The sequence below is a fragment of the Chryseobacterium metallicongregator genome, from assembly GCF_031324065.1.
In the GTDB taxonomy this organism is placed as follows: Bacteria; Bacteroidota; Bacteroidia; order Flavobacteriales; family Weeksellaceae; genus Chryseobacterium; species Chryseobacterium metallicongregator.
Genome location: NZ_JAVIXS010000001.1, coordinates 317,729 through 344,285, shown reverse-complemented (window position 1 = coordinate 344,285; position 26,557 = coordinate 317,729). Strand labels below are relative to the sequence as shown.

Sequence of the window (26,557 nt, the reverse complement as noted above, 5' to 3'; positions counted from 1 at the left end):
ATTTCTTTCTTGAAAATCGGTTCGTTCGGATAATCCGGAACATTCAAACCTACCTTCCATCATAGTTTTGTACCATAAAATTTAAACTTATGGATACCCAAGAATCCTATGCTGTCGTTACGGGAGCAAGTCAGGGACTCGGAAAATCATTCGCTGAACATCTGGCAAAACAAAAGATCAATGTCATCCTTATCAGCCTTCCGGATCAGAATCTCAAAGAATTTTCCGAGGATCTCAAAAGATTGTATGAGATAAAAGTGGATTATTATGAAACAGATCTTTCAGTTCATGAAAATGTGATGAAGCTTACAGAATGGCTCAACAGTTCTTTTAATATTCATATTCTGATTAATAATGCAGGACTTGGCGGAACAAAGAAATTCACAGAAGCTTCTTCTGATTATATCAACACCATTTTACAGGTGAATGTAGCAGCCACTTCACTAATTACGCATCAGCTGCTTCCTAACCTTTTAAAACAACCCAAAGCCTATATTCTTAATGTTTCAAGTATGGCAGCCTTTTCACCCATAGGTTTTAAAACCGTATATCCGGCTTCTAAAAGTTTTATCCATTCATTTTCGAGAGGACTTCATGAAGAACTAAAAGATACCAATGTCTTTGTAAGCGTTGTGAATCCGGGAGCCATGAAAACGAATAAAGATGTTTGTGAAAGAATAGAAAAACAAGGCCTTATGGGAAGATTAACACTTTTAAATCCTGATAAAGTAGCTTCATACTGCATCCGGCAATTGTTTAAAAAAGATTCCGTCATTATGGTGAACCCAATCAGCTGGCTGGTGATGAAAATTTTACCCATATGGATCAAACTGCCATTAATGACTCAGGCTATAAAAAGAGAAATCGAAGCATGAAAAAAGTTTGTGTAACCGGAGCAACAGGACTTCTGGGAACTAATGTTATCCTTAAATTATTACAAAATGGTTATTCTGTTACTGCTCTGGTGCGTCAGAAAAGCAGCTGGCCGGGCGAAGAAAACAAAAATCTGAAGCTGGTGGAAGCCGACCTTTCGTCCGATATCTCAGTATATCTTACCGATATTGACTGTATCATTCATATTGCGGCAGAAACACGCCAGAATCTCATCCGTTATGACGAATACAGAAAAGTGAATTATGAAGCAGTTGTGAATCTGTTTACCCATGCAGAATTGATGGGTATAAAAAAGTTTTTGTTTGTAAGTACTGCAAATACTTTAGGATTTGGAAACACAGCCTTCTGGGGAAGTGAAAAAGCACCACAGATTTATCCTTTTACTCATTCATTCTATGCGCAAAGTAAACTGGCTGCTGAAGATTATCTTTTAAAAAACGGTAAGAATACTGACGTTATCATTGTTAATCCAACTTTTATGATTGGAGCCTATGACAGCAAACCGAGTTCCGGGAAAATCATCTTCTGGGCCTGGAAAAAGAAACTGGTTTTCTATCCGAAAGGAGGGAAGAACTTTGTACATGTGGAAGATGCAGCCAACGGAATAGTAAATGCTATTGAAAAAGGAAAGAATGGCGAAAAATATCTTCTAGCTAATGAAAACTTAAGCTACAGAGATTTTTTTAAGAAAGTAAACCAGATTACCAGGCAAAATCCAATCATGATCCCCATTCCAAACAAGCTTTTGAGTTTCCTTGGATTAATGGGTGGTGGTTTAAGAAAATTAAAAATAAAAACGGATCTGAGTTCTGCCAATATGAAATCCCTGCAGATCTTTAATTATTATTCTAATCAGAAATCAATAGAGGAGTTTGGGATTCAATATCAATCGATTGATAAAGCTATTGAAGAGGCTGTACAGTATTTTATTGAAAATTCTGTCAGGAATAAAAAAACCAGCTCTTAAAAGCTGGTTTTATCAGGTTATCTTGTGATTTTCTGAGTTACATTTTTGTTGGAAATAACGCAGGCTTTACTGCAGTTATTGGCACTTGAAATATTAACCTGTACCAATGCCGGTAATGATCTGTATTCTTCCTTATTGTAAGGTGCTTCAGTACCATTGCTTCCGCCACCTTTAATATCATATTGTACCTGGGCTACTCCTGTGAATCCCGTTGCAGGTTTGAAAGAAAGTGCTCCGGTAGTAGGGAAATAGGTCCATGTTCCCTGGCTGTTGGTATAAACACCTCCTGTGATATTAGGAATTACAGCTCCGTTGTTATCTAAAAAACGGAATGAATTAAAATCAAGGTTGTTATACGAAAGTGTTGGCGGGTTTTGGCCACTTGCTGAAGAATAAGCAGCATCATTAAGCAAAGGGTAGTAGATTGACTTTATTCCAGGGCATCCTGCAAACAAATCATCTGTTACTTCCGCAGCATAAGGCCTTGTAACTCCCAAATTTTTCAATAAATGGATATTTTTTGCAGCTCCGGTAGAAGCGGCAAACCCAATTCTGAAAGTAGAAGGAGCTGAGGTATCCAGAGTTCTTACTGTAGTGTTGGATATAGTAGTTTCAGTGTACTTCAGAGATGTTGGATAGTAATAATTGTCAATCACTTTTTCTTTTACAGTTCCATGCTGTATTTCCAGGGTTATATTGTAACCGCCGGCAGGATTGGGAACTAATGTAATATAGGCTTTACGGAATCTTGCATCATTTTCATTTTGAGGGATTGTTGTTCCGCCACTTTCAATGCTGAATTGTTGAAGAGTCGTATTTTTAATACCAATATATTTTCCAGTTGCAGGATCCAGATAAGCCGTTCGGTTGCTGCTGGAAGGGGAGGCATTGGTGGCTGTACTGTAAAGTAAAGGATAGCCATTATATCCTACCGGTTCTGCAGACGAAAGATATTGGTTTCCACGTTTACCTCTTAAAGATATATTGCTTCGTCCATCGGCTAATGTTACCCCAAATATTCCATTCCGAACCCTTTCACCTTGGTTAAAACTTGTTTTAAAATTTCCGTATTCATCCAGACCTATTCCCAGATAGGCTCCTCTCAGCCCTTCCGTGGATTCTCCGCCACGTACAAAACTATATCCTAATCCTCCACCAAAATATCCGAGATTAAGCTGGTCTTTAGGAATAGATCCATCTACTAAGAATATAGAAATACCATCACCTCCGTTGGTATTTCCTCCATAAATAGCAAATTCGAATTCAAACTTGATTCCCTGATCACTTTTGAAAATTTTATCTGCAAGGATAACTCCTCCCGAAATATTATTGACACTTCGGGTAAGTCTTAGCCCGTCTGTAGTAAACGTTGCATCATTCTGAACACCACTGGTAGCCACCTTATAGGCTTCCTGAGGCTGTAATCCCTGTGTGAAATTAACAAAGTACGGATAACCGGTTCCCTGTTCATTTTGTGCCTTAATATTTTGTGAGAAAATAAATAAGGAAAAAATAAACAGAAATCTTTTGTATCGTAAAATTGAGCTGTTTTTTATCATCACTCAATTATTTAACAACGAAAACAATATTGATAAAAGAACAGTCCGTTGCTGCAGCTTTTACATCATAAGTCATCACTCCATCATCAGAAATAGAAATATTACTGAATACATTAGGATCTGCATCTGTTACATAATAGTAAAGATCTTTACTGGACGGGAAAAAAGGAATTGAAGCGGGAGCACTGGTACTCTTTGCTTTTGGAGAGCCAAACTGAGTTTTATACAATGTATATAAATCTTTGGTTCTACCATTGGCTGTGGTGGAAGTGTCAAAAGAAACACTAGGCATATAAAACATTTTTACTGCATTACTGCTGATACAAAGCCAATCAGGTTTAGTAGGAGTTCCAATATTCTGACTTAAACATTTTTTGTCGGTATCATAGATAAGAAGCGAGTTGGCCGGATTCGCAATTGCATCTCTTTTTGCTGTGGTTAACCTAGGTATCAGCATTCCTTTATTTTGGCTGTAAACATCCAGAATTGCACTTTGATCAGGTGTGGCTATATTAATCCCTACTTGAGCGAAAGAAAATGAACTGGCAAAAATGATTGGTAGAAATAATTTTTTAATCATGATGTCTTAATAATTTTTATCTGTGTGTATGTTTTTTTAGGGAAAAGAATATTTTTAGGCTTAATTCTACAAAGGCAATAGTTATCACTGACAAATTCATTAAAACAATGAATTGTTCTGCTCAAATAATAGCCAAATGAGACCTTTTGTTCAAAAGCTCATCAACAGATATAGCAAGTATACTTCATAAAGAAATATCTTATGCCTACCTGGGCGGTTAGTCGAAAAAATAAATTGATTATGTAGCCGTATAAGCTCTTAAATAAGTAAGATTCATATTCCCTCGTGTTTTTTGCAAATATACAAAGAAATATCCACAGGTTTATGTTTATAGAATTAATTCTAAATTCCTCTTAATAATTAACATATTTTAGTTTAATTTTTTACATAATTTATAAATCGATAAGATTATTTTTATTATGCAAATCTTGCTATTGTATTAGGAAATCCTAAAAAACAGATGAAATTGAGACGTTGATATGTAAAAAACGAAGGAAAAAATCACATTTTTAAATACAAAGAATTGAAAAAGAGTCTATTTTGAAAAATTATTCAACGCATCATTCAGAGTGCTTACAAAATTGACATGTCTTGTTTTATTACTTTCAAACATAAAATCCTTCATGCTTTTGCTTTCATATTTACCGAAATCACCTACAATAGCCAATCCTATACGATAGTTTGAGAACTTTTGAAGAATCTCTCCGGCAATTTTTGTTTTTAAATCAAAGAATTCAGAGGTAATGTTTTTTTCGTGAAGAATAACTTTATCAAACCCCTGATAATAGATATCTCCCATTAGATCCAGCCCGTCTTGTGCAGACTGGATAATGATGTCATCAGAAATAATTTCTGCAATTTTTATCGTGTTGATTTCGTGTGATTTGATGAGCATGGTACTCGCAATTAATTATTTCTTTCCATAAATAAACCTGTCGTTTTCAGATAAATCCTTCAATAATTGAACGTCAGAAAAATCCTGATACAATTTCAGCGTTTCAGGGCCCAGTTTCTGATTGATTTCCAGAAACAGAAGTCCATTATTCTTCAGATACTTGTTAGCATCTTCTGCAATTTTTCTGTAAAATATCAAGGCATCTGAAGTAGGAGAAAAAAGAGCCATTTTAGGTTCAAACTCTTTTACAGAATCAGCAATTTCTATCTCTTCTTCAATCCCGATGTATGGAGGATTTGAAATGATGATATCATAATTTTCAGCCAGTTCAAAATTGAGATAATCAGCATGAATGAACCGGATTTTCAATTGGTGGTACTCCGCATTTTTTTTAGCTGTATTCAAAGCTTTTTCAGAAAAATCAATGGATGAAACTTCCGCTTCTGGAAAATGTTTTTTTAAAACCAAAGGAATAATTCCGCTTCCGGTTCCAATATCTAAAATCTTTAAACCTTGAACATTAAACTTTGAATCTTTAATCTCCCTGATAGCCATTTCCAACAGCTCCTCAGTTTCAGGGCGTGGAATCAGGACATTCTCATCCACAAAGAATTTCATTCCGTAAAATTCCGTTTCACCCAATATCTGCTGATAAGGTCGTCCTGTTCTAAGTTCCGAAACAAGATGATAAAGTTTTTCTTCATCATCAATCAGAAGTTCCTGCTCAGCGAATCTTCTTTGCTGAAATGGATCAAAACCTACGATTTGATGAATAAACAAAGACGATAAAAACATACTTTCCGACTCTGTATAAAGGCCGGAAAGTTCTGTTTTGAAATGTTTTTTAAATGCTGAAATTGTCATTTATCTTGTAAAAACCAGTTTTGTATCTGTAGACTTCTCTTCATCAATTCTATATCCTTCATAATTGAAGGCTTTCACATCTTCCAGTGTTTTGGCATTGGTTTCTGCACAGAATCTCACTACAAGGCCTCTGGCATGTTTGGTATACACAACAATGGTCTTCAGTTTTCCGTCTTTTAATTCGTAAAAATCGAAATCAATAACTTTGTGGTTCAGTTTTTTTCTGTCGATTACTTTCCCATATTCGTTACTGGCAAGGTGAAGAAGGATTTCTCCTTTTTTCATCTCAGCATTCAGTTGTTCTGTAATTTTTTCTCTCCAGAATTCGTATAGGTTTTTGTATTGCTCAAATTCAAAAGGGCGGCCCATTTCCAGTCTGTAAAGCATCACTTTATCAGAGGGTTTCAGTAAACCGTATAGCCCGGAAAGCATTCTGTAGTTTTTCTGCAGGTAATCTACAGCATTTTTATCCAGTGTTTTGGCATCCAGCCCTCTGTAAACCTCTCCTGTAAAGGCAAACATGGCAGGAGCAGATTCTTTCGCTGTAGGTTTGGATTTCCATTTTTGATTTCTTTCCCAGTTTTCATCAGCAAGCTTAGGTGATATTTCCATCAACTCGGAAAGATATTTTGGCGATTTTTCTTTTAAATAAGATTGTATCAATGCTGCATCTTCAATGAATCTTGGGGTAGAAGATTTCAACAGATCTGTTGAATTTTCTGTGTTCATTAATTTGGCAGGAGATGTTATAATTTTCATAATGTTAAAATACAGATAAGTGTTTAATATCAATAAAATTCATCATCATCATGGCAATAAAATCAATCATAAAATGACAGATGATCAGAATTTTAATATTTGAATAACGTTTATAAAATATAGCAAATACGATTCCGATAAAAAAAGGTCCGAGAACCTGGCTTATGGTACCGTAAGTACTATGTAAAATTCCAAATAAGACCGATGAAATAACAATTGCAACGGTGGGATTGTTGTAGATTTTTTCAAGCCTGGACTGTATATAGCCCCGCATCAGGAATTCCTCTACAATAGCAGCTGTAAGGCATGTAAAAATAGCTAAAAAATAGTTATTTCTAAAAATGGGGACAAGGTTGAGAAGTTTGGTGCTTATTTTTTCCTCTATAAAAAAAAGGATGACTGCATTCAGAATCCCTCCGCCAATCAAACAGATAAAATATAGGCTCAGTACAGCTTTGATATAAAATGCAGCTGAATATTTTTTCTCTTCTTTAAGTAAAAAAGCACTTTTTTCAATAAAAACAGTGTAGAGAAATACGAGAATGAGAATTATCCATAACGTAATTCTGCTGAGAAAAAAATTGACTTCTGTAATTCCTTTTATTCCGGTTACCATTGCAACAACTGGAAAGGCATACAGCATAGCAGCAGCCAAAATAGTAAACGTGAGTAAAATCCCTACAGCATATTTCCCGATAAGACTCATATTCAGCACCCTAAACCTTGAACTTTAAACTTTGAATTAAATGATCCCTTTTCCCTGACGAATAATCTCCGGTTCTCCTGACGTAAGGTCTACAATCGTGGAAGCCACATTATCTCCATACCCTGAATCAATAACAATATCTACCAGATGATCATATTTTTCAGCAATAAGTTCAGGATCGGTAGAATATTCAATAATTTCATCATCGTCTTTAATGGAAGTAGATGCAATAGGGTGGCCCAGTTTTTCAACAATAAGCTGTGGAATCGGATGGTCAGGAACACGGATACCAATTGTTTTATGTCCTTTATAAGCTAAAGGTAAACTTTTATTGGCTTCAAGAATGAAAGTAAATGGTCCGGGAAGATGACTTTTCAGAAATCTGAAAACAGAGGTATCGATAGGTCTTGTAAAGTCCGAAAGATGGCTAAGATCATTACAGATAATTGAGAATTTTGACTTCTCAAGCTTCATTTTTTTGAGCTGGGCCAGTTTTTCCATGGCTTTTATATCAAAAATATTACAGCCTAAAGCATAAATTGTATCAGAAGGATAGATAATCAGCCCGCCGTTGTTTAACGTTTTAATAACCTCATTCACAAGATTTTCCTGTGGGTTGTCCGGATAAATTTTTAATATTTTTGCCATAAAACAAAGATACAAATAATAAAATAGTTTTCATAAAAGTCCTTTATTTAAAAGAAAAATTAGGATTTGTAAAAAATATTCGTACCTTTGCAATCCAATATCGCGGGATGGAGCAGTAGGTAGCTCGTCGGGCTCATAACCCGAAGGTCATCGGTTCGAGTCCGGTTCCCGCTACTAAGCAAGTGCTTTCGGTAAGCACTCTAAAAATACACCGCGGGATGGAGCAGTAGGTAGCTCGTCGGGCTCATAACCCGAAGGTCATCGGTTCGAGTCCGGTTCCCGCTACTAAGCAAGTGTTTTCGGTAAACACTCTAAAAATATACCGCGGGATGGAGCAGTAGGTAGCTCGTCGGGCTCATAACCCGAAGGTCATCGGTTCGAGTCCGGTTCCCGCTACTAAACAAAAAATCGGTATGACTTATTGTTATGCCGATTTTTTTGTATATTTTTTTAGAATTAATAAACTTTGATTTAATTCTTGTTTAGGAACATTGGGAATACAGTAGTTGAAGAAATAGAAGAGTTTATTAAAAACTTGAAAGACTTCGGGGTAATTTTTAATAAAAAAACTCCTAGTAGCAGAAGTTTTTTTACAATTTAATATCTATCTAATTATCAATTATTGCTTTGTCAGCACAATATCTTTTGGAAAATTTATTGGGAAATCACCATATTGGTTGACATAGGCATTGTGTTGACAATTTTCATCAATAAAACTTGGATAATATTCGAAATGTAAAGTCATTTGGTTACCTGAAAAACTTGTAATATCAAGAAAAGCTTTTTTATTACACATGTTTTTTGGAGAAAAATATATTCTTTTCCAGTTTCCATTTACTAAACTATTTTCAATACCTCTAAATTCAGGAGATTGGTAGTCAAAATTTGTAATCCTATCTATTTCTATCGCTCCATTTGATGCTATTATTTTTCTTTCACCAAATATTTTATCTTCGTAAAATGGCTTGTTACCACTATAATAATATTTCACTTTCTTTAATTCTAAAAATAGTGTTTTACCTCCCCAATTTCCTTTCCATAGGCCTACATATTGATCAAGTTCATTATTGGTGTCTTTTAAGTACGCATTATCAGGAAGATTATCCAAACTAGTATTTAAAGGATAAATCTGTGCTTTACAAGAAATTGTAATGATTGAAAGTATGATTAAGAATATTTGTTTCATAATTTTATGTTTTTATTCAGGGCACTCCGATGCGTTTAAAGTTCCATTAGTATTCAGACCAAGTTTTGTATTTCCAGTATCTGTATTTCTAAATAATACAAGTCCAGTCATATTCATTTTAATTTTCATAAAGTTTAAAAATTGTTTTTCCAATTTCTCCATATCATAATTTACAGTTCCACTCACATTTGAAACAGTTCTTGCTTCACTTAACATTTTTGCATATAATTCATTTAGCTCATCATATTGTTGTTGCGTATAATTAGGAAAAGCAGTTGCAGATGATCCGTCAAAATTAAATGAATAATTTCCATTACTAGTCACTACAGTAAGAGTAAGATTATTTAAAGGGATTTTAGGAGTATTTGTTGCTACTGCGTTCCAATTTTGAGCCCAAACAATCCATTGATTAAATAAAATAATGTCTCCTGGAAAAAACATAGGATATAATGTATTATAATGAGAGTGCATTAAGGTAGTGGTATTTGGAAATATTTTCATATCTACCTGGCTGGTTCCTGGCTTATTTTGCAACAATTGATTTTGCAGGGTACCATCAGGGTTACGTCCAATTCTATATCCACTTTCGTAAGATTCTCCTGTTTTATCTTGTAAGGAAGTAATATTACTTTTGAAAGTAGTATTGGTCGTTTGTATTTTCAATTTCGAACATGGATTTTGCTCTTCAGGTATTTCAGGATATTCATACCCATTATTTCCGTTTCCCCCATCATCCATTCCAATAGGATCGAATGACTTTGGTGGGATGCCGGTGCCTCCCTGATATTCACAATTGGTAACTGATTTCACATAAGGCACACAATTAGGCTCATTATCAGAACATCCTATTGATAACCATCTAGTAATACGAAAGCAGATATTGTCTTAGATGATATATTTCTTTTCATATTAATTACTTCCTCATACTTTATAACATTTGAATACATGGCAAGATTAAAAAATTCAATGAGGTCTTTATTATCTTTTTCGTAAAAAAATACTTTATTTCCTGTTCTAACCGCCTCCATTAAAAGTACTACTTTATTGTCTTTAATAATAGGTACTAAAGCATACGTTTCATTAAAATTGCCAAAAGTCATGGCATAATCCCAGTTCAATTCCCCATATCTAGTCCTTACATGTTCCAGATTGGCAACTTTTAGGAATATCTGTTGTACTTTGCTGATATACACATTATCTTCTTTCCAAAAACTCCGTGAAGCAAATTTAGCAGACATATTTTTTGAATTTTGCTGGGATTGACTTTCAACAGCGAGATCATCGCGGATACAAGAATTCATACTGAATAATGTTACAATCACCAGAAATATTCTTGTTACACGCATTTTTCTTTTCATAAGCATTTGTTTTTTTAGTTTTTAAATATAATATATTTTTCACATTCAATTGAATAATTTTAATGAATATGATACAGGACAATTTTGCAACAAATATTTTACATACCACTACGGGATTCCGTAATTTTTAAAACTTTTTCAAATGTATATTATACATGCAGGATGAAGCAATATTTATTGCTTCACTTTTTCATTTATTAATTATTGTTTCATTTGTTTTTCCATTGTTGATAAGCTTCTCTCATACAATGACCACACGGACGATAACCATTTTCTAAAGCTTCTTTTTCATCTGCAAAGAAAACCCTGTTTTCCATCTTCATTCTTTTTCCTGATCGGCAGCTGAGTAATCCGTAGATTTTCAATTTTTTATTCCCTCCAAAACAAATGTCTCCGCTGTGGATTTTACTTCTCAGATTTTCAGATGATAGTTGAGAATGCTGAATCATGATTCATCTTTTTATAACATTTAATAACTAACTGGCTGCATCATGGAAAATAATACCTAAAGTATAGCGGTTTCCTTCTTTAACTTCACTTACTCCATGTTTCATATTGACTCTGTAGTACCCCTTTGTTCCTTTTTCCGGTTTAAATTGAGTTGTAAAAATAAGTACATCCCCTTTTTTAGGTTTTAAAACAATAGCTTTTGATTGCGCTCTCGGAATTTGTTGGGTAAGCACAAACTCTCCGCCTGTAAAATCTGTATCAGGTTCACTGAGCATTAATACAATTTGAATAGGAAAGTATACATCTCCATATAGATCCTGATGTAAGGTGTTAAATCCATCTTTTCCATATTTCAAAATTAAAACCGTAGCTTTTTGCTGGCCGTTAAAATGACACAGGTTCAGGAACTCCTGATGATCTGAAGGAAATTGAGTGTCAATATGTAAAGCTTTAAACCACGTATTGGCAATAGAAGCCAGATAGGGGTAGATTGTTGTTCGTATGGTTTGAATAATTTCTGGTAATGGATAGCTAAAGTATTTATACTCACCCAATCCAAAGCGATGTCTGGCCATTACAACTGTTTTACGATAAAGAGAAGAATGATCGTAATCTGATTTCAATAGTTCACATTCTTCTTCAGACAGCAGATCAGGAATGATAGCATAGCCGTTTTGATGCATTGCTTCTGTAAGTTGTTGCCAGTCTGTATTTTTGATTGTATGAACAATATTTTTCATTGGTTTGATTTTATTCTGCAAAAATCTATAGTTCTTCAGAACAATACAATCCGAAACGTGCGATATTCATTGTGTAATTTAATAAAGATCAGAGTAAGTCTGTCTGGCCTATAGTTTTAATATGATTCTGGATGATATCACTGGTCCTGTTTAAGGCTATTTTTGCCCTGTTAATAAAAATAGATATAACGATGAATTACATGATTAAAAAGGCAAGTCTTGAGGATCTTGATGAAACGGCTGAATTGTTCAATCTTTACCGTATTTTTTACAGACAGGAATCGGATCTTGAAAAAGGGAAGGCTTTTCTCAAAGAACGGTTTTTAAACAGTGAATCTGATATTTTCCTTGCATTAGCAGACGGAAAAGCAGTAGGATTCGTGCAGCTTTACAAATTATTTCATTATACCAGATTGCAAAAACAATGGCTGTTAAGTGATCTTTTTGTTCATCCTGATTATAGAGGAAAGGGACTTTCTGTGGCACTAATTGACCGCAGTAAACAATGGTGTGAAGAAACAGGAGCGTGTGGGCTGATGCTTGAAACCGAAAAAACCAATGATATAGGAAACATGCTGTATCCACGCTGCGGGTTTGAATATGACGGACTGCATAATTACTACCATTGGTGGAAATAGAATAAAGCGAGTAAAACGTAATTGTAGAGCACCTTTTTTGAGGTGCTTTACTTCTATAATGAGAAGTAGTATTAGTTCTACAGTTTTGAACATTTAATTCTACAGGTATTTTCAGCCAGCAGATGGCTATAATCCTATTTTTGTAAAGCTCTTACAGATCATGGGTAGGACAGTTGATCTGTAGAGTGTATGCAAAAAAATCTCTGCCTAATTTTCTACTTTTTCCCCAAGGGTTTTATGATTAGTACCACAAAACTGCTTTTTCCGGCGGAGATTTTTTGCTTTTGAATAAAAAAAGAGAACCACAATTGCGGTTCTCTTTTTATTTTTAAATATGATTTAAATATTATTGTGCCAGTTGAGCGTAAGGAGTAAGCTTGTTGTCATCAGACATTGTCTGTCCTAAAAAGTCTCTTTTTTGATCCGCTTTCATTCTTCCCGCAGCATCGTTTGCATTGAAATACGCTTCACTTAGCTTTGTAGCAATATCAGCAGGTTTGAATTCAAATTTTGTATCTCCTTCAACACCCAGATATCCGTTCTTTCTTGTAAGGTTGGTAATATAATTGTTGTAATTGATCATCGTACCTCTCAACATATTGTTGTGGTATTCCATACATTTCTTAGCTTTTTTAGAAGAATTGTTCAGGATACAGTTTTTCATATTGTTTCTGTATAAAAACCATTCAGACTCTAAAATACCATATTCTCTACCCAAAGCAATCTTTCCGTTATTCACAATATTATTATCTCCTTCTTTTGTAGAGATCGTTTGAAGATGCTGAATAACCAATGGAACGGTAGCTTCGATTTTTGATTTTGTATCTTTTAATATACTAAGATCGGCAGCAGGAGAACCCTTCTTTTGTGCTGTAGTAACATTGAAAATAAGCAGTAATAGTACAATCAATAAATTATATCTTTTCATGAGAAATTTTTAAAGCACTAAAATAAATATAATTTCCCGGTTAAAACAAATACATTTTAATATTTATTTAATAAAATTTAACAATTCTATAATGTATATGAATCATTGTTGTAAAAATGACGTCTTCAGGGTCTTTATTGACATGATTTTTGTAATTTAAAATGTTAATATAATTCAATTTGTGCATTTGAATAGTCATTCACTATCAAAATATTTTTATGTGCATGGATAAAAAAAACACTACTCATAATGATAGTAGTGTTTTGCAAAGATTATTTATTTGAAATAATGAGTGATTTTATCACTTTCAGGAACTACTTTAGAGTCAAAATGCTCCAGTAATTTTCCTTCTGGGCTGATCAGAAACTTATTGAAATTCCAGCTTATGGCAGCGTCCATTACTCCGTTTTGAGATTTATGAGTAAGATAATCGAATACGGGAGTGATTTTTGAACCTTTTACATCCACTGAAGTGGTAAGAGGAAAGGTTACCCCATAGTTCTTTTCGCAGAAAGATTTGATATCAACATTGTCATGAAATTCCTGATCTGCAAAATTATCAGAAGGGAAGCCAACCACAACCAGTTTATCACCATAATCCTTGTAAAGCTGCTCCAATCCTTTGTATTGAGGCGTGTATCCACACTTGGATGCTGTGTTTACAATAAGAATGTATTTTCCTTTGTATTCAGAAAAGTCAATTTTTCCTCCATCGATGGATTCAATCTTAAAATCATAAATTGATTTTGCAGGTTTCGTACCTCTGGAGTCATCCGATTTAATAAATGATGAAAGGCTTATAATCCCTATAAGCACCATTCCGATAAAAAGTATTTTTTTCATTGAGAAAAGATTTTAATATTAATGTATATATTATGTTATTTATTTAATAGTAAAGGCATTTGATCTGCTGCCCATATTTTACCTTCTTCATCTTTAAAGATTTTTCCTTCATTTTCAATTTTTTTCAGCACTCTGCTTACCACTTCCCGTGAGGTTCCCAGACTTCCTGCTATTTCTCTGTGTTTGATTTTTACAGGTTGATTTCCTGCTAAAATCACTTTTCGTTTAATATAATTCAAAACACGTGTGTCCAGATGATGAAACATCGCTTCATTAATCATATCCATTACAGCTGAAAATCTTCTTTCATATTCATGAAAAAATATTGCATTAATGGCAGGAAACGCTACCAGCCACTTGCTCATCACTGCCAGAGGAACAAGAAGAACTTCAGAGTCTTCTTCCGTAGTGGCATAGACCTTACTGATGTTATTATTAAAAATTGATGAAAAGGTCATCAGACAGTTCTCTTCATCACTGATATAATAATATACAAGTTCACGGCCATCATTCAGAGAATATACTTTAATAGCTCCTTTTATTAAAAACAAAACATACTTGACGCGGTCTCCTTCGCGGATAATTTCCTGCCTGGCTTCTATTTTGTCGTAGATTCCATGGGTTTTGAGCTCTTTCAGAAAGTCCTCACCAAGAAAACCAAATTTACGGCGAATAAATCCGTCTGCAATAGTATTTTTTTGATCCATTTTATTTATTCTTTATTTTGAGCTGGAGTTGAGCTCGTTTGTTTATTGCTGTGCAAAAATTATTTCTGATCAGGCAAAATATTAGCTTTCTCCGATGATAATCAGAGATTAAATTATTTTATATACAGCTTTTAGTTAATTGTTTACCGCTCTTCAAGCCACTGAAGAAAACGGGAAGCTTTGTCTTTGGTGACCAATGGCTTTTCCGGAGTGGTAATTTTCAGGCTGACAAGAAGTTTTCTGGAGAAATAATGTTCCACTTCAACAATAGCTGTAAAGTTGATCAGATATTGTCTGTTAATTCTAAAGAACTGAGCTCCTGAAACGAGCTGCCCGATCTCATCCAATGATTGTGGAACTGAATATTCTTTCTGATCGAAAGTCACCAGTACTGTACTTCCAAACTGGCTGTAAAAGCAGGCAATTTTGTCAACAGGAATATTATTGTATTTATTATTGGAAAAGACCAGAAAATTGGTTTTTCCTCTTCCTGTTGTCAGATTATTCAGGATATCTTCCAGTTTCCGGTCGGGAGAAGGAGCGTGCTGAAAAAAGTTTTTAAGATCATTGATCTTTTCAAAAGCGGACTGAATATCTTTTTTCTCAAAAGGTTTCAAGATATAATCCACTCCGTTACTTTTAAAAGCTTCTATCGCATATTCATCAAAGGCAGTACAGAAAACAACAGGCACTTTTATCCTGACCTTACTGAATATCTCAAAACAATTTCCGTCCGCCAGCTGAATATCCATAAAGATAATATCCGGAGTTTCAGTGCCAGAAAGATATTCCACAGCCATAGCAACGCTTTCAATGTACTGTACTATGGTAGCTTCCGGCTGTACTGCAACGATCATCCGTCCCAATGCCTTTGCAGTTTTTATCTCATCTTCTATTACTAAAACTTTCATCTACTATGGGTAATTTGACTGTGAAATTATGATCATTATGCAATATGGTAAGTTCCTTTTCAGCAAAATGCTTATAGCGTTCTCTGATATTTTCAATTCCTATTCCGGCGGATTCCTGAGGAATATTCTTGGGCTGGAAATTATTTTCAATAATAATATATTCGTTATCGCTGTATAGTTTTATGATTAACGGATTGGCCAGTGACACGATATTATGTTTGATACAGTTTTCACACAAAAGCTGCAGTGTAAACGGAGGAATGTAAGAATTTAAGATCTCTTCCGGAATATCTATTTTAAACTCTATACCATCTTCAAACCGAGATGTCAGAAGGAAAACGTAGGCATCCAGTATTGTAAGCTCCTTTTTTAAGGGAATAAGCTCCATTTTTCTGTTGTCTAAAGTGAAGCGATAGAAATCCGCAAGCCTCACCACAAAATCTCCCGAACTTTCATCTTTTATGTCAATCATAGACTTCAGTGTATTGAGGCTGTTGAATAAAAAATGAGGATTAATCTGCTGCTTCAGCAATTCATATTGGGCATTGAGATTATCCGTTCTGATTTGTTCAAGTTCAAATTTAATCTGCTGAGAATTATAAGTCTGATACAAAAGGTAGAGGAACATATAAATCGTAAGATTGATCAGTACTCCCCGGAATTCGTACATCAGTACCATAGTATTAAATCCATACTTGGGAAATATAATATGATGAATGAGCACTATGGCTGCCATGACAACTACTCCGATGGATAAGCTGACCACCAGTTTTTTATTGAAAAATCTCGTAGATATATTCTGAATAGAAAACTTCGGCAGACTATAGATATTAAAATACCATACAAATAATGAGAATAAAAAGGAGATGGAAAAATCTATCGTCAGCTCTCCCAATGTAATATGCATACGAAGTATTTTGGGTACTGAAGCCAGAATCCCCATAAAAAGAGCACTGAAGAGAATGATTCTCGGATCAATCCTGAATACCTTTCTTCCGTTGGTATTTATATATTTTGCATAGATCATAAATAAAAATCAGGCAGTTAAGCAGTCACAAAGATACAAAAGCTAAATAACGGCACGGCAGCATGTCCGTTATTTAGCACTGAGATTTCTATAAAAACACAAAACTAGGGCATAGCTGCTGCCATATTTTTCACAGGTACAGGCCAAACACCGCCTGGAGTAGGAAATGAAATGCCTTTATTAGAACCCATCACCATATTATCCTGTCCAAAACGGTAAAGAGGCCATCCTTTATACGTAAGCTGTTTTCTTCCGAATACTGTAATAGATCCGAAAAGCGTTTTATCCAGCCCGGAAGGAACTACAATTTTATCTGTTTCATAAATAGGCCAAACTCCATTATTCGAAAAATCAGAGGCTGTAAAATTGTTTTTATTTTGTTTGTCATTCTTAAAGGTATAAAGTGTTACTCCTTTAGCATCTGTAAAATACAGCGTTTTTCCCGTGCCTTCCGTATAAGTTGAAGTATAGTTTTTTCCGTCATGTCCTACAAGTTGTGCATTGGTAAGCATAATAGTATAATCAGGTTTTGCAACAAACCATACGCCTCCTACGTTTTCTCCGCCGGTTTTCCCTGCATCTTCTTTTACATTGGTTCCGTTCACCAAAGGCGCATAGTAATAAAGAGGTCTTCCTTTATAGGTTACCTGCTTTTTCCCTGAACCTGTTGTTATTGTTGTAAAATCTGAAAGTTCCAATCCGGAACCTAGTTTTTCAGCAGAAAGGTTATCTGCATTGAAGATAGGCCATACCGGTTCGCATCCTCCGGTACAATTGTTAGTGGCGGTAGCATCATTGGCAAAATAATAAAGAGTGTGACCCTCTTTATCAGTCAGGACATTTCCAAGAATGGCGTCATTTCTCAATTGTACTTCTTTAACAACAGGATCAGATGACTCATCCTGATTATCCTTCGAACAGGCAACAGAGGTGAAGAGCAGTAATGCTGCTGAAATACATCCTGTTACCAGGCTTGAACTGAATGTAAATTTTTCCATTTTTTAATAGTTTTAATGAATATTATTTTTTTATATGTGATTTTAAAATCCTGTGTTAAGGCATTATTGAAGGTTTCATACTTAGAATTGTAGAAACTCTGTTTGCCCCATCTGCCTTCACTTTCTTAAGTTCTTTCCCTTCATATTTTTGATATAGAATTTCTGAGTTTTCGGAGAAAGGCAATTTACTTTTGATAACTTCTACAGACAGAAGGTTATTGGGGACTTTGGCTCCATACCAATAAGGATCATCCTTCTGCGACCAGGTAACCAATGCCAGTATTCTTTCCTTACCATTGACTTTTTTAGCATTATCCTTCAAATCATCAATTGCTGAATCAGTGCCGTACAGCGTCATCATCGTCTGTTTTTTATGATTGATGGAAGAGGTTACCACCTTTAAATTCATGACATTAAAATCAAAGCTTTCAGGAAGGGAGGCATTTTGATTCACGGGTTCGTATTGTTTTTTGGAATTGCAGCTCACAACAAATACGCACATTATTAAATAAACAATCAGATTCTTCATAGCTTAATGGTTAAGAGGAGAGGTAAATACAAAATCATTGTCTTTCATAGGGCGGTGGCAGCTGATGCACTCGTTGGCGAAATCTGCTGTCTTTCCATACGGTTCAAGTTTGGGAGATAAAAATCTTGCCCATCCCCATCCTTTTGTAGAGGCGAATTTTTTGGAATCCTTAATCATATATTCCACTTGTTTAAAAGCTCCGGTAGTAACATTCCCATCACTATCTATAATCTGATCCCATGCTACTTTCGCGAATATGGTTCCGTCCGGCCATGGATTTGTTTTATGTTCTTTTGCTGCTTTTACAGCAATATCATTTCCGAATATGATACGCATGGTACCATTATCAAACCTTTCCGTAGAACTGATCGGTTTCCAGTTTTTATAATCAGGAATATAGCTGATCCCATTCAGTGCAGTAGGGAAGGAGACTTTGGATACCTGAGTATGGACGACTTGCTGAAGCTGTTTGTTATATGCAGAAACTTTTGCTGTATCAGGCTTTTGTTTTGGAGCAAGAGAAGTCACATAGTTTTTAAGGATGCGGATATCATTTTCAGAAAGTTTTGCTTCGGGATGAAGTAATTCGTAGCTTTTTAGAGGCATTGCTTTCATATTAATCTGATTAAAAGCTTCCCAAAGTTTGGCATTTTGTGCAGGAGGAGCCAGTTTATCCCATTCAGAAAAATTGAGTCCTTCTTTTCCTTTTTTAATATGGTCTGCTACCAGCCAGTAAGCAGGTGCAATCTGATCAAACCACTTCAGATCTGCCTGATTAGAATGGCAATCGAAACACGAGCGCTGCAGGATCGCTCTTACTTCAGTAGGCACATGAATCTCACCCGTCACAGGCTTTTGTACAATTTCAGGTCTGTAAAACTGAATTCCAGTAAAGACAATCAGTACTATCACCAGGATATTTTTTGTTTTTAATTTTTTCAAAAAACGATTCATATCTCTTTGTTTTTTATTCAAATTTCAGGACTTTTTGAAGTATGTTTTTCTGAAAATTTGATCAATCGGACAAATTTTACTTTGAATCTGACATTTGTGATTATGAATTTTTTTAACCTTTATTTTTGATCAGTCTTATCCTTGTCAAGGTTTAAAACCCTGACAAGGATGAAAAAGAGTTTAAGATCTTAGAATAATCAGATCTATTTAGTATAGAATAATAACTCTATTGAATAGTTTTTTGCACAATAAACAGCCAATAAATCTATTCATTAAAAATTTAATAAATTTTAACTATTTCTATTGTGTTGATTTTCAAGTGATTATTGTTTAATATATTTTATCACTAAAAAAATAGTTGTTTGATTCATTTTTATTTCTACATTTGTATAACTAATTTATTAGTGATATAGAATGAGATGATTGTATATCACTTTAATTGATAAATGAACGGAATATGAAAATTCAGACTCTGACAAAAGCAGAAGAACAGGTAATGCAGTATTTATGGAAATTAGAAAAAGGCTTCCTGAAGGATGTGCTTGATCTTTTCCCGGAGCCAAAACCACACACAAATACTGTTTCTACTATTTTAAAAGTGTTGAAGGATAAAGAATTTGTAGACTATCATGTCTATGGAAGACAGCATGAGTATTTTCCGCTGGTTTCAAAAGAACAGTACTCCGGGAAAACCATGAAGAGCCTTGTGAAAAACTATTTTAAAGGTTCTTACAAAAGTGCCGTTTCATTTTTAGTTGAAAAAAATGAAATGACAGTAGAAGATCTTGAGATGTTATTAGATGAACTCAAAAAGAAAGACTAAGACCTATGGAAGCCATACTTTTATACTTTGGGAAAACTATTTTATGTTCAGGTGTAACATTTTTGTATTATCAGTTGTCATTAAAAGACAAGACATTCCATCATTATAACAGATTTTATCTGCTGGGTGCAATTGTGATATCACTTTTGTTACCACTTATCAGAATAGATGATTTTACGATAGAGGTAAATAATGATATGTATATGCTTCTTGACAAGATTCAGAATTTTAACACAGAAAAAAACATAGACAATGGTAACCTTTATTTTAACATTATTTTTTCAGCTCTGGGACTGGTTTCTCTCTATTTTTTAGGGAAGCTGTTGTATGGGATTTTCAAAATCCAGCAGTTTAAAAACCAATTTCAGAAAGAAAGTTTTGACGGGATCAATTTTTACCGTACAGACCTTACTGAAGCTCCATTTTCTTATTTTAAAAACCTGTTCTGGAAGAATACAATTACACTGCATTCTGATATAGGAAAACAGATTTTAAAGCATGAAATGGTACATATTGAGCAGAAACATTCCTTTGATAAAATCTTTATCGAGATTATTACCTCTGTTTTCTGGTTCAATCCGTTCTTTCATCTCATTAAAAGAGAAATTAATCTAATCCATGAATATCTGGCTGATAAAAAAGCCGTAAAACAATCGGACACCAAAGCATTTGCGCAGATGCTTTTAGCAAGCCACTTTTCCGGAACACAGTTGCCTGTTACCAGTCCGTTTCTAAGTTCAAACCTTAAAAAAAGACTTAAGATGTTACAAAAACCAAAAACCAAATTCGGATATGCGCGAAGAATTTTTGCCTTACCGGTTGTATTCTCTATCGCTTTTGCTTATCTGGTAAATGCTAAAAACAGAGAAATTGAAGAAACAAACCTTTCTATAAAAGAAGTAGTTTCAGAAATCAAAAAAGATACGATAAGACCTGAAAAATCGGGTCAGGAAAAAATTGCAGAACTAAAAACGGTATCGGGTGAAGACCACACCAAAATAACCGGGCTTGAAAAGAAAATAAAAGAAAAAGAGAAAGAGCTGGAAGGTTTGGATCCCGAAAGTGACCTCTTCAGCGATAAAATAGAAGAAATAAGCAATCTGGCTTCAGAGATAGGTGAAATTGCTTCAAAAGTTGAAGTTGATAAGTATTTCAATTCTGTAGAATGGAAGAATCAGATGAAGGAGCTCGAGAATATGGAACCTCTTAGTAAAAAAGAGCTTCGAAAAATAGAAAGAGCAGCAAAAAAAGCAGAAAAAGCAGCTGCAAAAATAGGAGAGTTGCCAATTCCTCAAGCATCACCTCAAGCGCCAAAAGAACCAAAAATAACCTATTTTAAAACAAACAGAGTTGTTAATTATAGTGATCTGAGTGCTCAGGAAAAAGAAGAGATACGCAAAGCAATGGCCGAAGCTAAAAAAGCAATGAAAGAAGCAACTAGGGCCAGAATAGAAGGAGAAAAAGCACGAGTAGAAGGTGACAGAGCACGTGCTGAAGGAGATAGAATCAGAGTACAAAGCGAAAGAATCAGGATTGATGCGGACAGAATCAGAAAAGAAGCTGAGAAAGCCCGCCTGGAAGCGGAAAAAACAGCGCAAAATTTCAGAGGAGGTAATTTTACGATGGTGAGTTCTTCTCCTAACGTCATGGTAATGCGTGCTGATTTTATTAAAAAAGACGGAAATGGCAATATTTCAATGAATGGAGTTAAAAAATTTAATGTAAGTGCCGGAGATGATTTCAGATACAAATACTATATAGACGGAAGAGAGAGTTCCAAAGAAGATATTAATACTTTAAAACCTGAAAGTATTTCAAGTATGAGAGTTATTAAAGGAAGTCTAGTAAAAGGGACAGAAGGGGAGATAAGAATTGAAACAAAGAAATAAAGTTCCATCAGGCTTTGTCTGTTTCAGATTGGCAAAGCCTTTTTTAATACAATTAAACATACACTATGGGAAAAAAATATTTGATTTTACTGGTATTTTTAGGAGTGTTTGCCAACGCTCAAGTCAACAGGTTTTTTTATGACTATAAATATATATCTGATTCTACTAATAAAGCAGATGTGAAAAATGATGTAATGTTTCTGGACATTGATAAAAATGGGTCTAAATATTACAGCCGAGAAAAATTTGTTTCAGATTCTGCAACAAAAGCAGATATTGCAAAGCAGATGAAAGGAGGATTCGGAGGCAGTATTAATATCAAAAGAAATATAAAACCAGGAACAATTTCTTCAACGGTTACAAAAAAGTATCCGGATTACAGTGTTTCATTCTCAGAAAACATTGGGAATACCAGCTATAAAATGCCGGAAGATCAAAAACCTGAATGGAAAATACTTCCTGAAAAGCAGAAAATCGGAGAGTATAATACGCAAAAAGCAACCACCAATTATGGAGGGAGAAGTTGGGTAGCATGGTTTTCTACAGATATTCCTTTTCAGGATGGTCCTTATAAATTCTATGGATTGCCGGGACTTATTGTTAAAATTGAGGATACCACAGGCTCACATATAATGACCCTGATCGGGAATAAGAAAACAGAAGCTGCATCGCAGGAAGATATTCAAATACCCGGCCTCACTACAATAGGTTTGGGGGGTAAAGAAATAGAGATCAGCAAAAAGCAGTTTAAAAAAACGTGGAAAGATTATCTTGTTGATCCTACAAAAGATATGAAGCAAACCATGAGTACTCTTCCGGCAGGAGCTGTTGTAAATATGAAAAATCAGGATGGTAAAAGCATTGATATGAATGAAATGTACAGGAATATTGAAAAAAGAGCAAAAGAAGATCAATTAAAAAATAACAATAAAATAGAACCGGATTTGTTCAAGTAAAATTATATATTTTCTAATATCTGCAGGATGGCATTTTGTCATCCTGTTTTTATTTTAACAAAAGACATTAAGAAAAAGGGTGATAAATATCAATTCATCATGTTATGATATATTTAGTATTTTCAATGAACAATAAGTAATAGCAACCAACGTTATATCTCATGACAGAAAAGGAAAAATGTGCAGCCGGGCTTTTATATAATGCCAATTATGATAAAGAACTGATTCAGGAACGTATTGCCTGCAAAGATCTGTGTCAGGAATATAATGGTCTGAAAAACTCAGATACAGAAAACAGATACAGACTGCTCAGAAAGATTATTGGTAGTATAAAAGAAAATATCTGTATAGAACCCAATTTCTGGTGCGACTATGGATATAATATAAAAGTAGGGGAGAACTTCTATGCCAATCATAACCTTGTTATTCTGGACTGTGCTAAAGTAAAGTTTGGTGATAACGTGTTTATCGGGCCCAACTGCAGTTTTTATACAGCAGGCCATCCGCTTGATGTACAGCAAAGGAATGAAGGGCTAGAATATGCACATCCGATCAAAGTTGGTGATAATGTATGGTTGGGAGGAAATGTGGTTGTACTTCCGGGTGTTTCTATCGGAAATAATTCGGTGATTGGAGCGGGAAGTGTTGTCACAAAAGATATTCCGGATAATGCAGTAGCTGTGGGGAATCCGTGTAAGGTTGTTAAATTTATAACAGAAAAAACTAAAAAATATAGTAAACTAACCATGAAAAAAATGATCATTCTCTTCAGCCTTATATTGGCTGTAATGACTAATGCACAGAATCAAAGATTTATCTACGAGTACAAATTTATCACAGACTCTACAGCGAGAGATAAAGAGCTAAGTGAAACTATGTACCTTGAAGTAGCTTCCAAGGGATCCAAATTTTACAGTAAAGATTATTTTCAGTCCGACTCCACGATGAGAGCTATCACTGAAAAAGATACTCAAAGCTTAAACATTAACCTCGGAAACTTTAAGTTTAAAGGCAAAATACGCTACAACATTGAAAAAATGTATCCTGACTATTCTACCAACTTCTTTACTACTCTGGGTTCTGATGAATACCAGGTAGAGGAAAAGAGAAAGCAGAACTGGAAGATTCTTCCTGAAAAAGAAAAAATAGGAGAATTTAATACACAGAAAGCTGTTTGTGATTTTGCTGGTAGAAAATGGACGGCATGGTTCACTACTGATCTTCCCATTCAGGATGGGCCCTACAAATTTTATGGACTTCCGGGATTAATTGTAAAAGTGGAAGATAATACCCATTCTCATTCATTCGAATTAAAAGGCAGCCAGAAACTTCCGGCTGGATATGAATGGAAAAGTACCAAAGATAAAGAACGTTATCATACTCTTATCACACTTAACGAAGCCAAATTTAAAAAAGCTTTTAATGATTACCGCCAGGATCCTATGAAGAGTCAAAAACAAATGCTGGCACAGGGCACCATCATTGAGATGAGAGACAGTACAGGAAAAATACTGGACCCGGTACAGGCAAGCAGAGATCAGGAAGCGATGGCCAAAGCCAATATTAAAAAACAGAATAATATTCTTGAACTGGATCTGCTGAAATAAACTTAAAACATTATAAAAAAAAATCCCGGAACAACATTCCGGGATTTTTTATATCTGAATAAGGATCAGTGATTATGCTAATTTCTGAGAATCTGCAATAAACTGAGCCAATCCGCTGTCTGTTAACGGGTGCTTCAATAAGCTCAAGATCGGAGGAAGTGGAGACGTGATAACATCTGCTCCGATTTTAGCACAGTCGATAATGTGCATTGAGTGACGGATAGAAGCTGCTAAGATTTCAGTTTCGAACATATAGTTATCGAAAATTAATCTGATCTCCTGGATAAGGTTAAGACCGTCTGTAGAAATATCATCTAATCTTCCTAGAAATGGAGAAACATAAGTTGCTCCTGCTTTTGCTGCCAAAAGAGCCTGTCCCGGAGAGAAGATCAAAGTACAGTTTGTTTTGATTCCTTTATCAGAAAAATATTTTAAAGCTTTGATTCCGTCTTTGATCATCGGAATTTTAACAACGATATTTGGGTGAATAGCAGCCAATTCGTCTCCTTCTTTAATCATTTCTTCATACGTTGTAGAAAGAACTTCTGCAGAAATATCTCCGTCTACAAGTTCGCAGATCGTTTTATAATGGTTTTTGATCGCTTCAGCTCCCTGAATTCCTTCTTTTGCCATTAATGAAGGATTGGTAGTTACACCATCTAAGATCCCAAGATCTTTTGCTTCTTTGATTTGTTCTAAATTAGCTGTGTCAATAAAAAATTTCATTTTGATAAATAGATTTATTGATACAAAGATAGGGAATTAATTGGGTTCTGAGGTATGAATTTTGAGTTACGAGGGATGGGATTTAGAGTAAATGAGTTTGAGTGTAGGAGGGTTTTAGAGTAGGAAGGCTATAGAGGAAAAAAAATATGTTGATGTTAAACCAAATAGTTAATTTTGTTTCTAGCCTAACTAAATCTGCCATCCATGAAAAACAACAGCTTCACCGCCACATTGGAAATTATAGGAATCAATCCTTTTGTTTTTATTCCTGAAGAAATTCTGGAAGAAATTTTTAATGAATCAGGGAGAAATAAAAGCCCCATTGCTGTAAAAGGAACTGTGAACGGGAAAGAGTTTAAACAAAACCTGATGAAATATCTGGGAGAATGGAGGCTGTATGTGAACCTGATAATGCTGAAAAATTCTCCGAAAAGAATAGGAGAAGTTATTGAAGTTATTCTGGAATATGATGATTCTGACAGAAGTATTTCTATCCATCCTCAATTAGAAAAAGCAATTAAAGAAAGTACTGTGGCAACAGCAAATTTTGAAAACCTGATTCCTTCAAGAAGACATGAGCTGATCCGGTATATCAATAATTTAAAGACCGAAGTCAGTATTCAGAGAAACATTGATAAAATTATCAGACATCTGCATGGTGAAACAGATTTTTTCGGAAAAAAGATTGAGTAGCGTAAACCAGGAATCAAGAGATCAAATTATAAAGAATGAATAAACAAGTGATAAATTAAACATGTTTATCATTTATAATTAAAAACAAAAAGACCGGAAAAATTTTCCGGTCTTTTTTATTTACTAAGAATTTAATGTTTTGCTAAGCTTTACAGCATCCTCATTGGTTGGGTCATACTGTATGGATTTTGCAATGTGTTCTTTTGCTTTATTAGGATCAGTTTGCTGTTCTGTAAAGGCAAGATAGAAATAAGCGTATGCCAGATTCTTCTTATTTTGCTCTACTTCTTCAGGTTTTACTGTTGCAATATACTTTTCGTAAGCAATTTTTGCATTGGCATCATCTTTTGCAGACTGATAGGCATAGGCCTGGCTGTAATAAGATGGAGCCCAGTCTGGTAATAAAACAGATATTTTCTTCCAGGTATCAATGGCATTGGGCCAGTCTGAAGCTTCCTGATAAGCATTCGCCAGTTTTGCTAATGATTCTGCATCTTTTGGATTGGCTGCAATCTGTTTTTTAAGACCCTCAATAGTTGGATTAGTGGTTTGACTCGTTGATGCCGAAGTTTCCGGCTGAGTCGTTTGTGCGTTTACAAGACTTACACTTCCTGCTAGTATTAATCCTAAAAATAGGCTTCTACTATTAATTTTACTCATTTTCATAATCTTATATTTTAAATTCGAAATCTAAAATTCAATAATAATTCCACAAAATCTAA

The 26,557-nt window shown here is 34.7% G+C and carries 30 protein-coding genes and 3 tRNA genes; 11 read left to right on the top strand and 22 right to left on the bottom strand.

The window, feature by feature from the left end; all coding sequences use genetic code 11:
- Positions 1–89 precede the first annotated feature (89 nt).
- Complete coding sequence (locus REB14_RS01610; RefSeq protein ID WP_309521309.1) at positions 90–875, top strand: SDR family NAD(P)-dependent oxidoreductase; 786 nt, start codon at positions 90–92, stop codon at positions 873–875.
- Positions 872–1,861 carry an NAD-dependent epimerase/dehydratase family protein gene (locus REB14_RS01605; protein WP_309521308.1) on the top strand — a complete coding sequence of 330 codons (990 nt, stop codon included), beginning with the start codon at positions 872–874 and terminating at the stop codon, positions 1,859–1,861. The genes REB14_RS01610 and REB14_RS01605 overlap by 4 nt, the downstream gene beginning before the upstream one ends.
- Positions 1,862–1,878: 17 nt before the next feature.
- Here the strand turns inward: REB14_RS01605 and REB14_RS01600 are convergent, their stop codons facing one another.
- From REB14_RS01600 to REB14_RS01570, 7 genes are all read right to left on the bottom strand, one after another.
- A complete protein-coding gene (locus tag REB14_RS01600; protein WP_079241963.1) occupies positions 1,879–3,420 on the bottom strand; it encodes an L-type lectin family protein in 1,542 nt (513 codons plus the stop codon).
- Between the two features lie 7 nt (positions 3,421–3,427).
- Entirely contained in the window at positions 3,428–4,000 is a 573-nt protein-coding gene (locus REB14_RS01595) for a hypothetical protein (protein WP_079241962.1), read from the bottom strand.
- Positions 4,001–4,535: 535 nt separating this feature from the next.
- On the bottom strand, positions 4,536–4,895 hold the full coding sequence (locus REB14_RS01590) for a DUF4180 domain-containing protein (RefSeq protein ID WP_079241961.1): 360 nt from the start codon (positions 4,893–4,895) through the stop codon (positions 4,536–4,538).
- Positions 4,896–4,910: 15 nt separating this feature from the next.
- On the bottom strand, positions 4,911–5,759 hold the full coding sequence (prmC, locus tag REB14_RS01585; RefSeq protein ID WP_309521307.1) for a peptide chain release factor N(5)-glutamine methyltransferase: 849 nt from the start codon (positions 5,757–5,759) through the stop codon (positions 4,911–4,913).
- Positions 5,760–6,518 carry a peroxide stress protein YaaA gene (gene yaaA, locus REB14_RS01580; protein WP_309521306.1) on the bottom strand — a complete coding sequence of 253 codons (759 nt, stop codon included), beginning with the start codon at positions 6,516–6,518 and terminating at the stop codon, positions 5,760–5,762.
- A 4-nt stretch (positions 6,519–6,522) separates the two neighbouring features.
- Complete coding sequence (locus REB14_RS01575; protein ID WP_309521305.1) at positions 6,523–7,224, bottom strand: CPBP family intramembrane glutamic endopeptidase; 702 nt, start codon at positions 7,222–7,224, stop codon at positions 6,523–6,525.
- A 36-nt stretch (positions 7,225–7,260) separates the two neighbouring features.
- Positions 7,261–7,872, bottom strand: a complete 612-nt coding sequence (locus REB14_RS01570; protein WP_034696488.1) for an L-threonylcarbamoyladenylate synthase — start codon at positions 7,870–7,872, stop codon at positions 7,261–7,263.
- A 101-nt stretch (positions 7,873–7,973) separates the two neighbouring features.
- On the opposite strand from REB14_RS01570, the gene REB14_RS01565 reads away from it, so the two are divergent.
- From REB14_RS01565 to REB14_RS01555, 3 genes are all read left to right on the top strand, one after another.
- Positions 7,974–8,046 (top strand) — tRNA-Met (locus REB14_RS01565).
- 38 nt (positions 8,047–8,084) lie between these two features.
- A tRNA-Met gene (locus REB14_RS01560) sits at positions 8,085–8,157 on the top strand.
- A gap of 38 nt (positions 8,158–8,195) precedes the next feature.
- Positions 8,196–8,268: transfer RNA gene (locus REB14_RS01555), tRNA-Met, on the top strand.
- A 223-nt stretch (positions 8,269–8,491) separates the two neighbouring features.
- Here REB14_RS01555 and REB14_RS01550 read toward each other — a convergent pair.
- The 5 genes from REB14_RS01550 to REB14_RS01530 all read right to left on the bottom strand — a co-directional run bounded on the left by REB14_RS01550 (position 8,492) and on the right by REB14_RS01530 (position 11,606).
- On the bottom strand, positions 8,492–9,058 hold the full coding sequence (locus REB14_RS01550; protein WP_309521304.1) for a DUF6705 family protein: 567 nt from the start codon (positions 9,056–9,058) through the stop codon (positions 8,492–8,494).
- A gap of 12 nt (positions 9,059–9,070) precedes the next feature.
- Positions 9,071–9,868 carry a hypothetical protein gene (locus REB14_RS01545; protein WP_309521303.1) on the bottom strand — a complete coding sequence of 266 codons (798 nt, stop codon included), beginning with the start codon at positions 9,866–9,868 and terminating at the stop codon, positions 9,071–9,073.
- 35 nt (positions 9,869–9,903) lie between these two features.
- Positions 9,904–10,416, bottom strand: coding sequence for a hypothetical protein (locus REB14_RS01540; protein WP_309521302.1), 513 nt, complete (start codon positions 10,414–10,416; stop codon positions 9,904–9,906).
- A gap of 209 nt (positions 10,417–10,625) precedes the next feature.
- On the bottom strand, positions 10,626–10,865 hold the full coding sequence (locus REB14_RS01535) for an Ada metal-binding domain-containing protein (protein WP_079241955.1): 240 nt from the start codon (positions 10,863–10,865) through the stop codon (positions 10,626–10,628).
- 27 nt (positions 10,866–10,892) lie between these two features.
- Positions 10,893–11,606 carry a 2OG-Fe(II) oxygenase gene (locus REB14_RS01530; protein ID WP_309521301.1) on the bottom strand — a complete coding sequence of 238 codons (714 nt, stop codon included), beginning with the start codon at positions 11,604–11,606 and terminating at the stop codon, positions 10,893–10,895.
- Between the two features lie 191 nt (positions 11,607–11,797).
- Between REB14_RS01530 and REB14_RS01525 the strand changes: the two genes are divergently transcribed.
- Complete coding sequence (locus tag REB14_RS01525) at positions 11,798–12,244, top strand: GNAT family N-acetyltransferase (RefSeq protein ID WP_309521300.1); 447 nt, start codon at positions 11,798–11,800, stop codon at positions 12,242–12,244.
- A 346-nt stretch (positions 12,245–12,590) separates the two neighbouring features.
- Here REB14_RS01525 and REB14_RS01520 read toward each other — a convergent pair whose 3' ends face one another.
- From REB14_RS01520 to REB14_RS01485, 8 genes are all read right to left on the bottom strand, one after another.
- Positions 12,591–13,172, bottom strand: a complete 582-nt coding sequence (locus REB14_RS01520) for a hypothetical protein (protein ID WP_034695632.1) — start codon at positions 13,170–13,172, stop codon at positions 12,591–12,593.
- A gap of 276 nt (positions 13,173–13,448) precedes the next feature.
- Complete coding sequence (locus tag REB14_RS01515; protein ID WP_079241952.1) at positions 13,449–14,015, bottom strand: glutathione peroxidase; 567 nt, start codon at positions 14,013–14,015, stop codon at positions 13,449–13,451.
- Between the two features lie 35 nt (positions 14,016–14,050).
- Positions 14,051–14,722 (bottom strand): Crp/Fnr family transcriptional regulator, encoded by a 672-nt coding sequence (locus REB14_RS01510; protein ID WP_079241951.1) that lies wholly within the window; start codon positions 14,720–14,722, stop codon positions 14,051–14,053.
- Between the two features lie 143 nt (positions 14,723–14,865).
- On the bottom strand, positions 14,866–15,633 hold the full coding sequence (locus REB14_RS01505; RefSeq protein ID WP_309521299.1) for a LytR/AlgR family response regulator transcription factor: 768 nt from the start codon (positions 15,631–15,633) through the stop codon (positions 14,866–14,868).
- Positions 15,608–16,660: a sensor histidine kinase gene (locus REB14_RS01500; protein WP_079241949.1), complete on the bottom strand. Its 1,053-nt coding sequence runs from the start codon at positions 16,658–16,660 to the stop codon at positions 15,608–15,610. The genes REB14_RS01505 and REB14_RS01500 overlap by 26 nt, the downstream gene beginning before the upstream one ends.
- 104 nt (positions 16,661–16,764) lie before the next feature.
- Positions 16,765–17,658: a hypothetical protein gene (locus REB14_RS01495; RefSeq protein ID WP_309521298.1), complete on the bottom strand. Its 894-nt coding sequence runs from the start codon at positions 17,656–17,658 to the stop codon at positions 16,765–16,767.
- A 55-nt stretch (positions 17,659–17,713) separates the two neighbouring features.
- Positions 17,714–18,187 (bottom strand): hypothetical protein, encoded by a 474-nt coding sequence (locus REB14_RS01490; RefSeq protein WP_309521297.1) that lies wholly within the window; start codon positions 18,185–18,187, stop codon positions 17,714–17,716.
- Positions 18,188–18,190: 3 nt separating this feature from the next.
- Positions 18,191–19,099 (bottom strand): heme-binding domain-containing protein, encoded by a 909-nt coding sequence (locus tag REB14_RS01485; protein WP_309521296.1) that lies wholly within the window; start codon positions 19,097–19,099, stop codon positions 18,191–18,193.
- 499 nt (positions 19,100–19,598) lie between these two features.
- On the opposite strand from REB14_RS01485, the gene REB14_RS01480 reads away from it, so the two are divergent.
- The 4 genes from REB14_RS01480 to REB14_RS01465 all read left to right on the top strand — a co-directional run bounded on the left by REB14_RS01480 (position 19,599) and on the right by REB14_RS01465 (position 24,416).
- Positions 19,599–19,964 (top strand): BlaI/MecI/CopY family transcriptional regulator, encoded by a 366-nt coding sequence (locus REB14_RS01480; protein WP_034695620.1) that lies wholly within the window; start codon positions 19,599–19,601, stop codon positions 19,962–19,964.
- 5 nt (positions 19,965–19,969) lie between these two features.
- Positions 19,970–21,853: a M56 family metallopeptidase gene (locus REB14_RS01475; protein WP_309521295.1), complete on the top strand. Its 1,884-nt coding sequence runs from the start codon at positions 19,970–19,972 to the stop codon at positions 21,851–21,853.
- 65 nt (positions 21,854–21,918) lie between these two features.
- The gene (locus REB14_RS01470) at positions 21,919–22,809 is read left to right on the top strand and encodes a GLPGLI family protein (RefSeq protein WP_309521294.1); all 891 of its coding nucleotides are present in this window, start codon (positions 21,919–21,921) and stop codon (positions 22,807–22,809) included.
- Between the two features lie 161 nt (positions 22,810–22,970).
- Positions 22,971–24,416, top strand: a complete 1,446-nt coding sequence (locus tag REB14_RS01465; protein ID WP_309521293.1) for a GLPGLI family protein — start codon at positions 22,971–22,973, stop codon at positions 24,414–24,416.
- A gap of 72 nt (positions 24,417–24,488) precedes the next feature.
- Here REB14_RS01465 and fsa read toward each other — a convergent pair whose 3' ends face one another.
- Positions 24,489–25,142, bottom strand: coding sequence for a fructose-6-phosphate aldolase (gene fsa, locus REB14_RS01460; RefSeq protein WP_309521292.1), 654 nt, complete (start codon positions 25,140–25,142; stop codon positions 24,489–24,491).
- 204 nt (positions 25,143–25,346) lie between these two features.
- Here fsa and REB14_RS01455 point away from each other — a divergent pair, with 204 nt between their 5' ends.
- A complete protein-coding gene (locus tag REB14_RS01455) occupies positions 25,347–25,835 on the top strand; it encodes a YdeI/OmpD-associated family protein (RefSeq protein ID WP_309521291.1) in 489 nt (162 codons plus the stop codon).
- A gap of 123 nt (positions 25,836–25,958) precedes the next feature.
- Here REB14_RS01455 and REB14_RS01450 read toward each other — a convergent pair whose 3' ends face one another.
- Positions 25,959–26,501 carry a tetratricopeptide repeat protein gene (locus tag REB14_RS01450; protein WP_034695599.1) on the bottom strand — a complete coding sequence of 181 codons (543 nt, stop codon included), beginning with the start codon at positions 26,499–26,501 and terminating at the stop codon, positions 25,959–25,961.
- Positions 26,502–26,557: the final 56 nt, after the last annotated feature.

What these genes read in the sequence shown, in the direction of transcription:
- REB14_RS01610 (WP_309521309.1), top strand. Translation starts at nt 90, where the DNA reads ATGGATACCCAAGAATCCTATGCTGTCGTTACGGGAGCAAGTCAGGGA.
- REB14_RS01605 (WP_309521308.1), top strand. Translation starts at nt 872, where the DNA reads ATGAAAAAAGTTTGTGTAACCGGAGCAACAGGACTTCTGGGAACTAAT.
- REB14_RS01600 (WP_079241963.1), bottom strand. Translation starts at nt 3,420, where the DNA reads ATGATAAAAAACAGCTCAATTTTACGATACAAAAGATTTCTGTTTATT.
- REB14_RS01595 (WP_079241962.1), bottom strand. Translation starts at nt 4,000, where the DNA reads ATGATTAAAAAATTATTTCTACCAATCATTTTTGCCAGTTCATTTTCT.
- REB14_RS01590 (WP_079241961.1), bottom strand. Translation starts at nt 4,895, where the DNA reads ATGCTCATCAAATCACACGAAATCAACACGATAAAAATTGCAGAAATT.
- prmC (WP_309521307.1), bottom strand. Translation starts at nt 5,759, where the DNA reads ATGACAATTTCAGCATTTAAAAAACATTTCAAAACAGAACTTTCCGGC.
- yaaA (WP_309521306.1), bottom strand. Translation starts at nt 6,518, where the DNA reads ATGAAAATTATAACATCTCCTGCCAAATTAATGAACACAGAAAATTCA.
- REB14_RS01575 (WP_309521305.1), bottom strand. Translation starts at nt 7,224, where the DNA reads ATGAGTCTTATCGGGAAATATGCTGTAGGGATTTTACTCACGTTTACT.
- REB14_RS01570 (WP_034696488.1), bottom strand. Translation starts at nt 7,872, where the DNA reads ATGGCAAAAATATTAAAAATTTATCCGGACAACCCACAGGAAAATCTT.
- REB14_RS01550 (WP_309521304.1), bottom strand. Translation starts at nt 9,058, where the DNA reads ATGAAACAAATATTCTTAATCATACTTTCAATCATTACAATTTCTTGT.
- REB14_RS01540 (WP_309521302.1), bottom strand. Translation starts at nt 10,416, where the DNA reads ATGAAAAGAAAAATGCGTGTAACAAGAATATTTCTGGTGATTGTAACA.
- REB14_RS01535 (WP_079241955.1), bottom strand. Translation starts at nt 10,865, where the DNA reads ATGATTCAGCATTCTCAACTATCATCTGAAAATCTGAGAAGTAAAATC.
- REB14_RS01530 (WP_309521301.1), bottom strand. Translation starts at nt 11,606, where the DNA reads ATGAAAAATATTGTTCATACAATCAAAAATACAGACTGGCAACAACTT.
- REB14_RS01525 (WP_309521300.1), top strand. Translation starts at nt 11,798, where the DNA reads ATGAATTACATGATTAAAAAGGCAAGTCTTGAGGATCTTGATGAAACG.
- REB14_RS01520 (WP_034695632.1), bottom strand. Translation starts at nt 13,172, where the DNA reads ATGAAAAGATATAATTTATTGATTGTACTATTACTGCTTATTTTCAAT.
- REB14_RS01515 (WP_079241952.1), bottom strand. Translation starts at nt 14,015, where the DNA reads ATGAAAAAAATACTTTTTATCGGAATGGTGCTTATAGGGATTATAAGC.
- REB14_RS01510 (WP_079241951.1), bottom strand. Translation starts at nt 14,722, where the DNA reads ATGGATCAAAAAAATACTATTGCAGACGGATTTATTCGCCGTAAATTT.
- REB14_RS01505 (WP_309521299.1), bottom strand. Translation starts at nt 15,633, where the DNA reads ATGAAAGTTTTAGTAATAGAAGATGAGATAAAAACTGCAAAGGCATTG.
- REB14_RS01500 (WP_079241949.1), bottom strand. Translation starts at nt 16,660, where the DNA reads ATGATCTATGCAAAATATATAAATACCAACGGAAGAAAGGTATTCAGG.
- REB14_RS01495 (WP_309521298.1), bottom strand. Translation starts at nt 17,658, where the DNA reads ATGGAAAAATTTACATTCAGTTCAAGCCTGGTAACAGGATGTATTTCA.
- REB14_RS01490 (WP_309521297.1), bottom strand. Translation starts at nt 18,187, where the DNA reads ATGAAGAATCTGATTGTTTATTTAATAATGTGCGTATTTGTTGTGAGC.
- REB14_RS01480 (WP_034695620.1), top strand. Translation starts at nt 19,599, where the DNA reads ATGAAAATTCAGACTCTGACAAAAGCAGAAGAACAGGTAATGCAGTAT.
- REB14_RS01475 (WP_309521295.1), top strand. Translation starts at nt 19,970, where the DNA reads ATGGAAGCCATACTTTTATACTTTGGGAAAACTATTTTATGTTCAGGT.
- REB14_RS01470 (WP_309521294.1), top strand. Translation starts at nt 21,919, where the DNA reads ATGGGAAAAAAATATTTGATTTTACTGGTATTTTTAGGAGTGTTTGCC.
- REB14_RS01465 (WP_309521293.1), top strand. Translation starts at nt 22,971, where the DNA reads ATGACAGAAAAGGAAAAATGTGCAGCCGGGCTTTTATATAATGCCAAT.
- fsa (WP_309521292.1), bottom strand. Translation starts at nt 25,142, where the DNA reads ATGAAATTTTTTATTGACACAGCTAATTTAGAACAAATCAAAGAAGCA.
- REB14_RS01455 (WP_309521291.1), top strand. Translation starts at nt 25,347, where the DNA reads ATGAAAAACAACAGCTTCACCGCCACATTGGAAATTATAGGAATCAAT.
- REB14_RS01450 (WP_034695599.1), bottom strand. Translation starts at nt 26,501, where the DNA reads ATGAAAATGAGTAAAATTAATAGTAGAAGCCTATTTTTAGGATTAATA.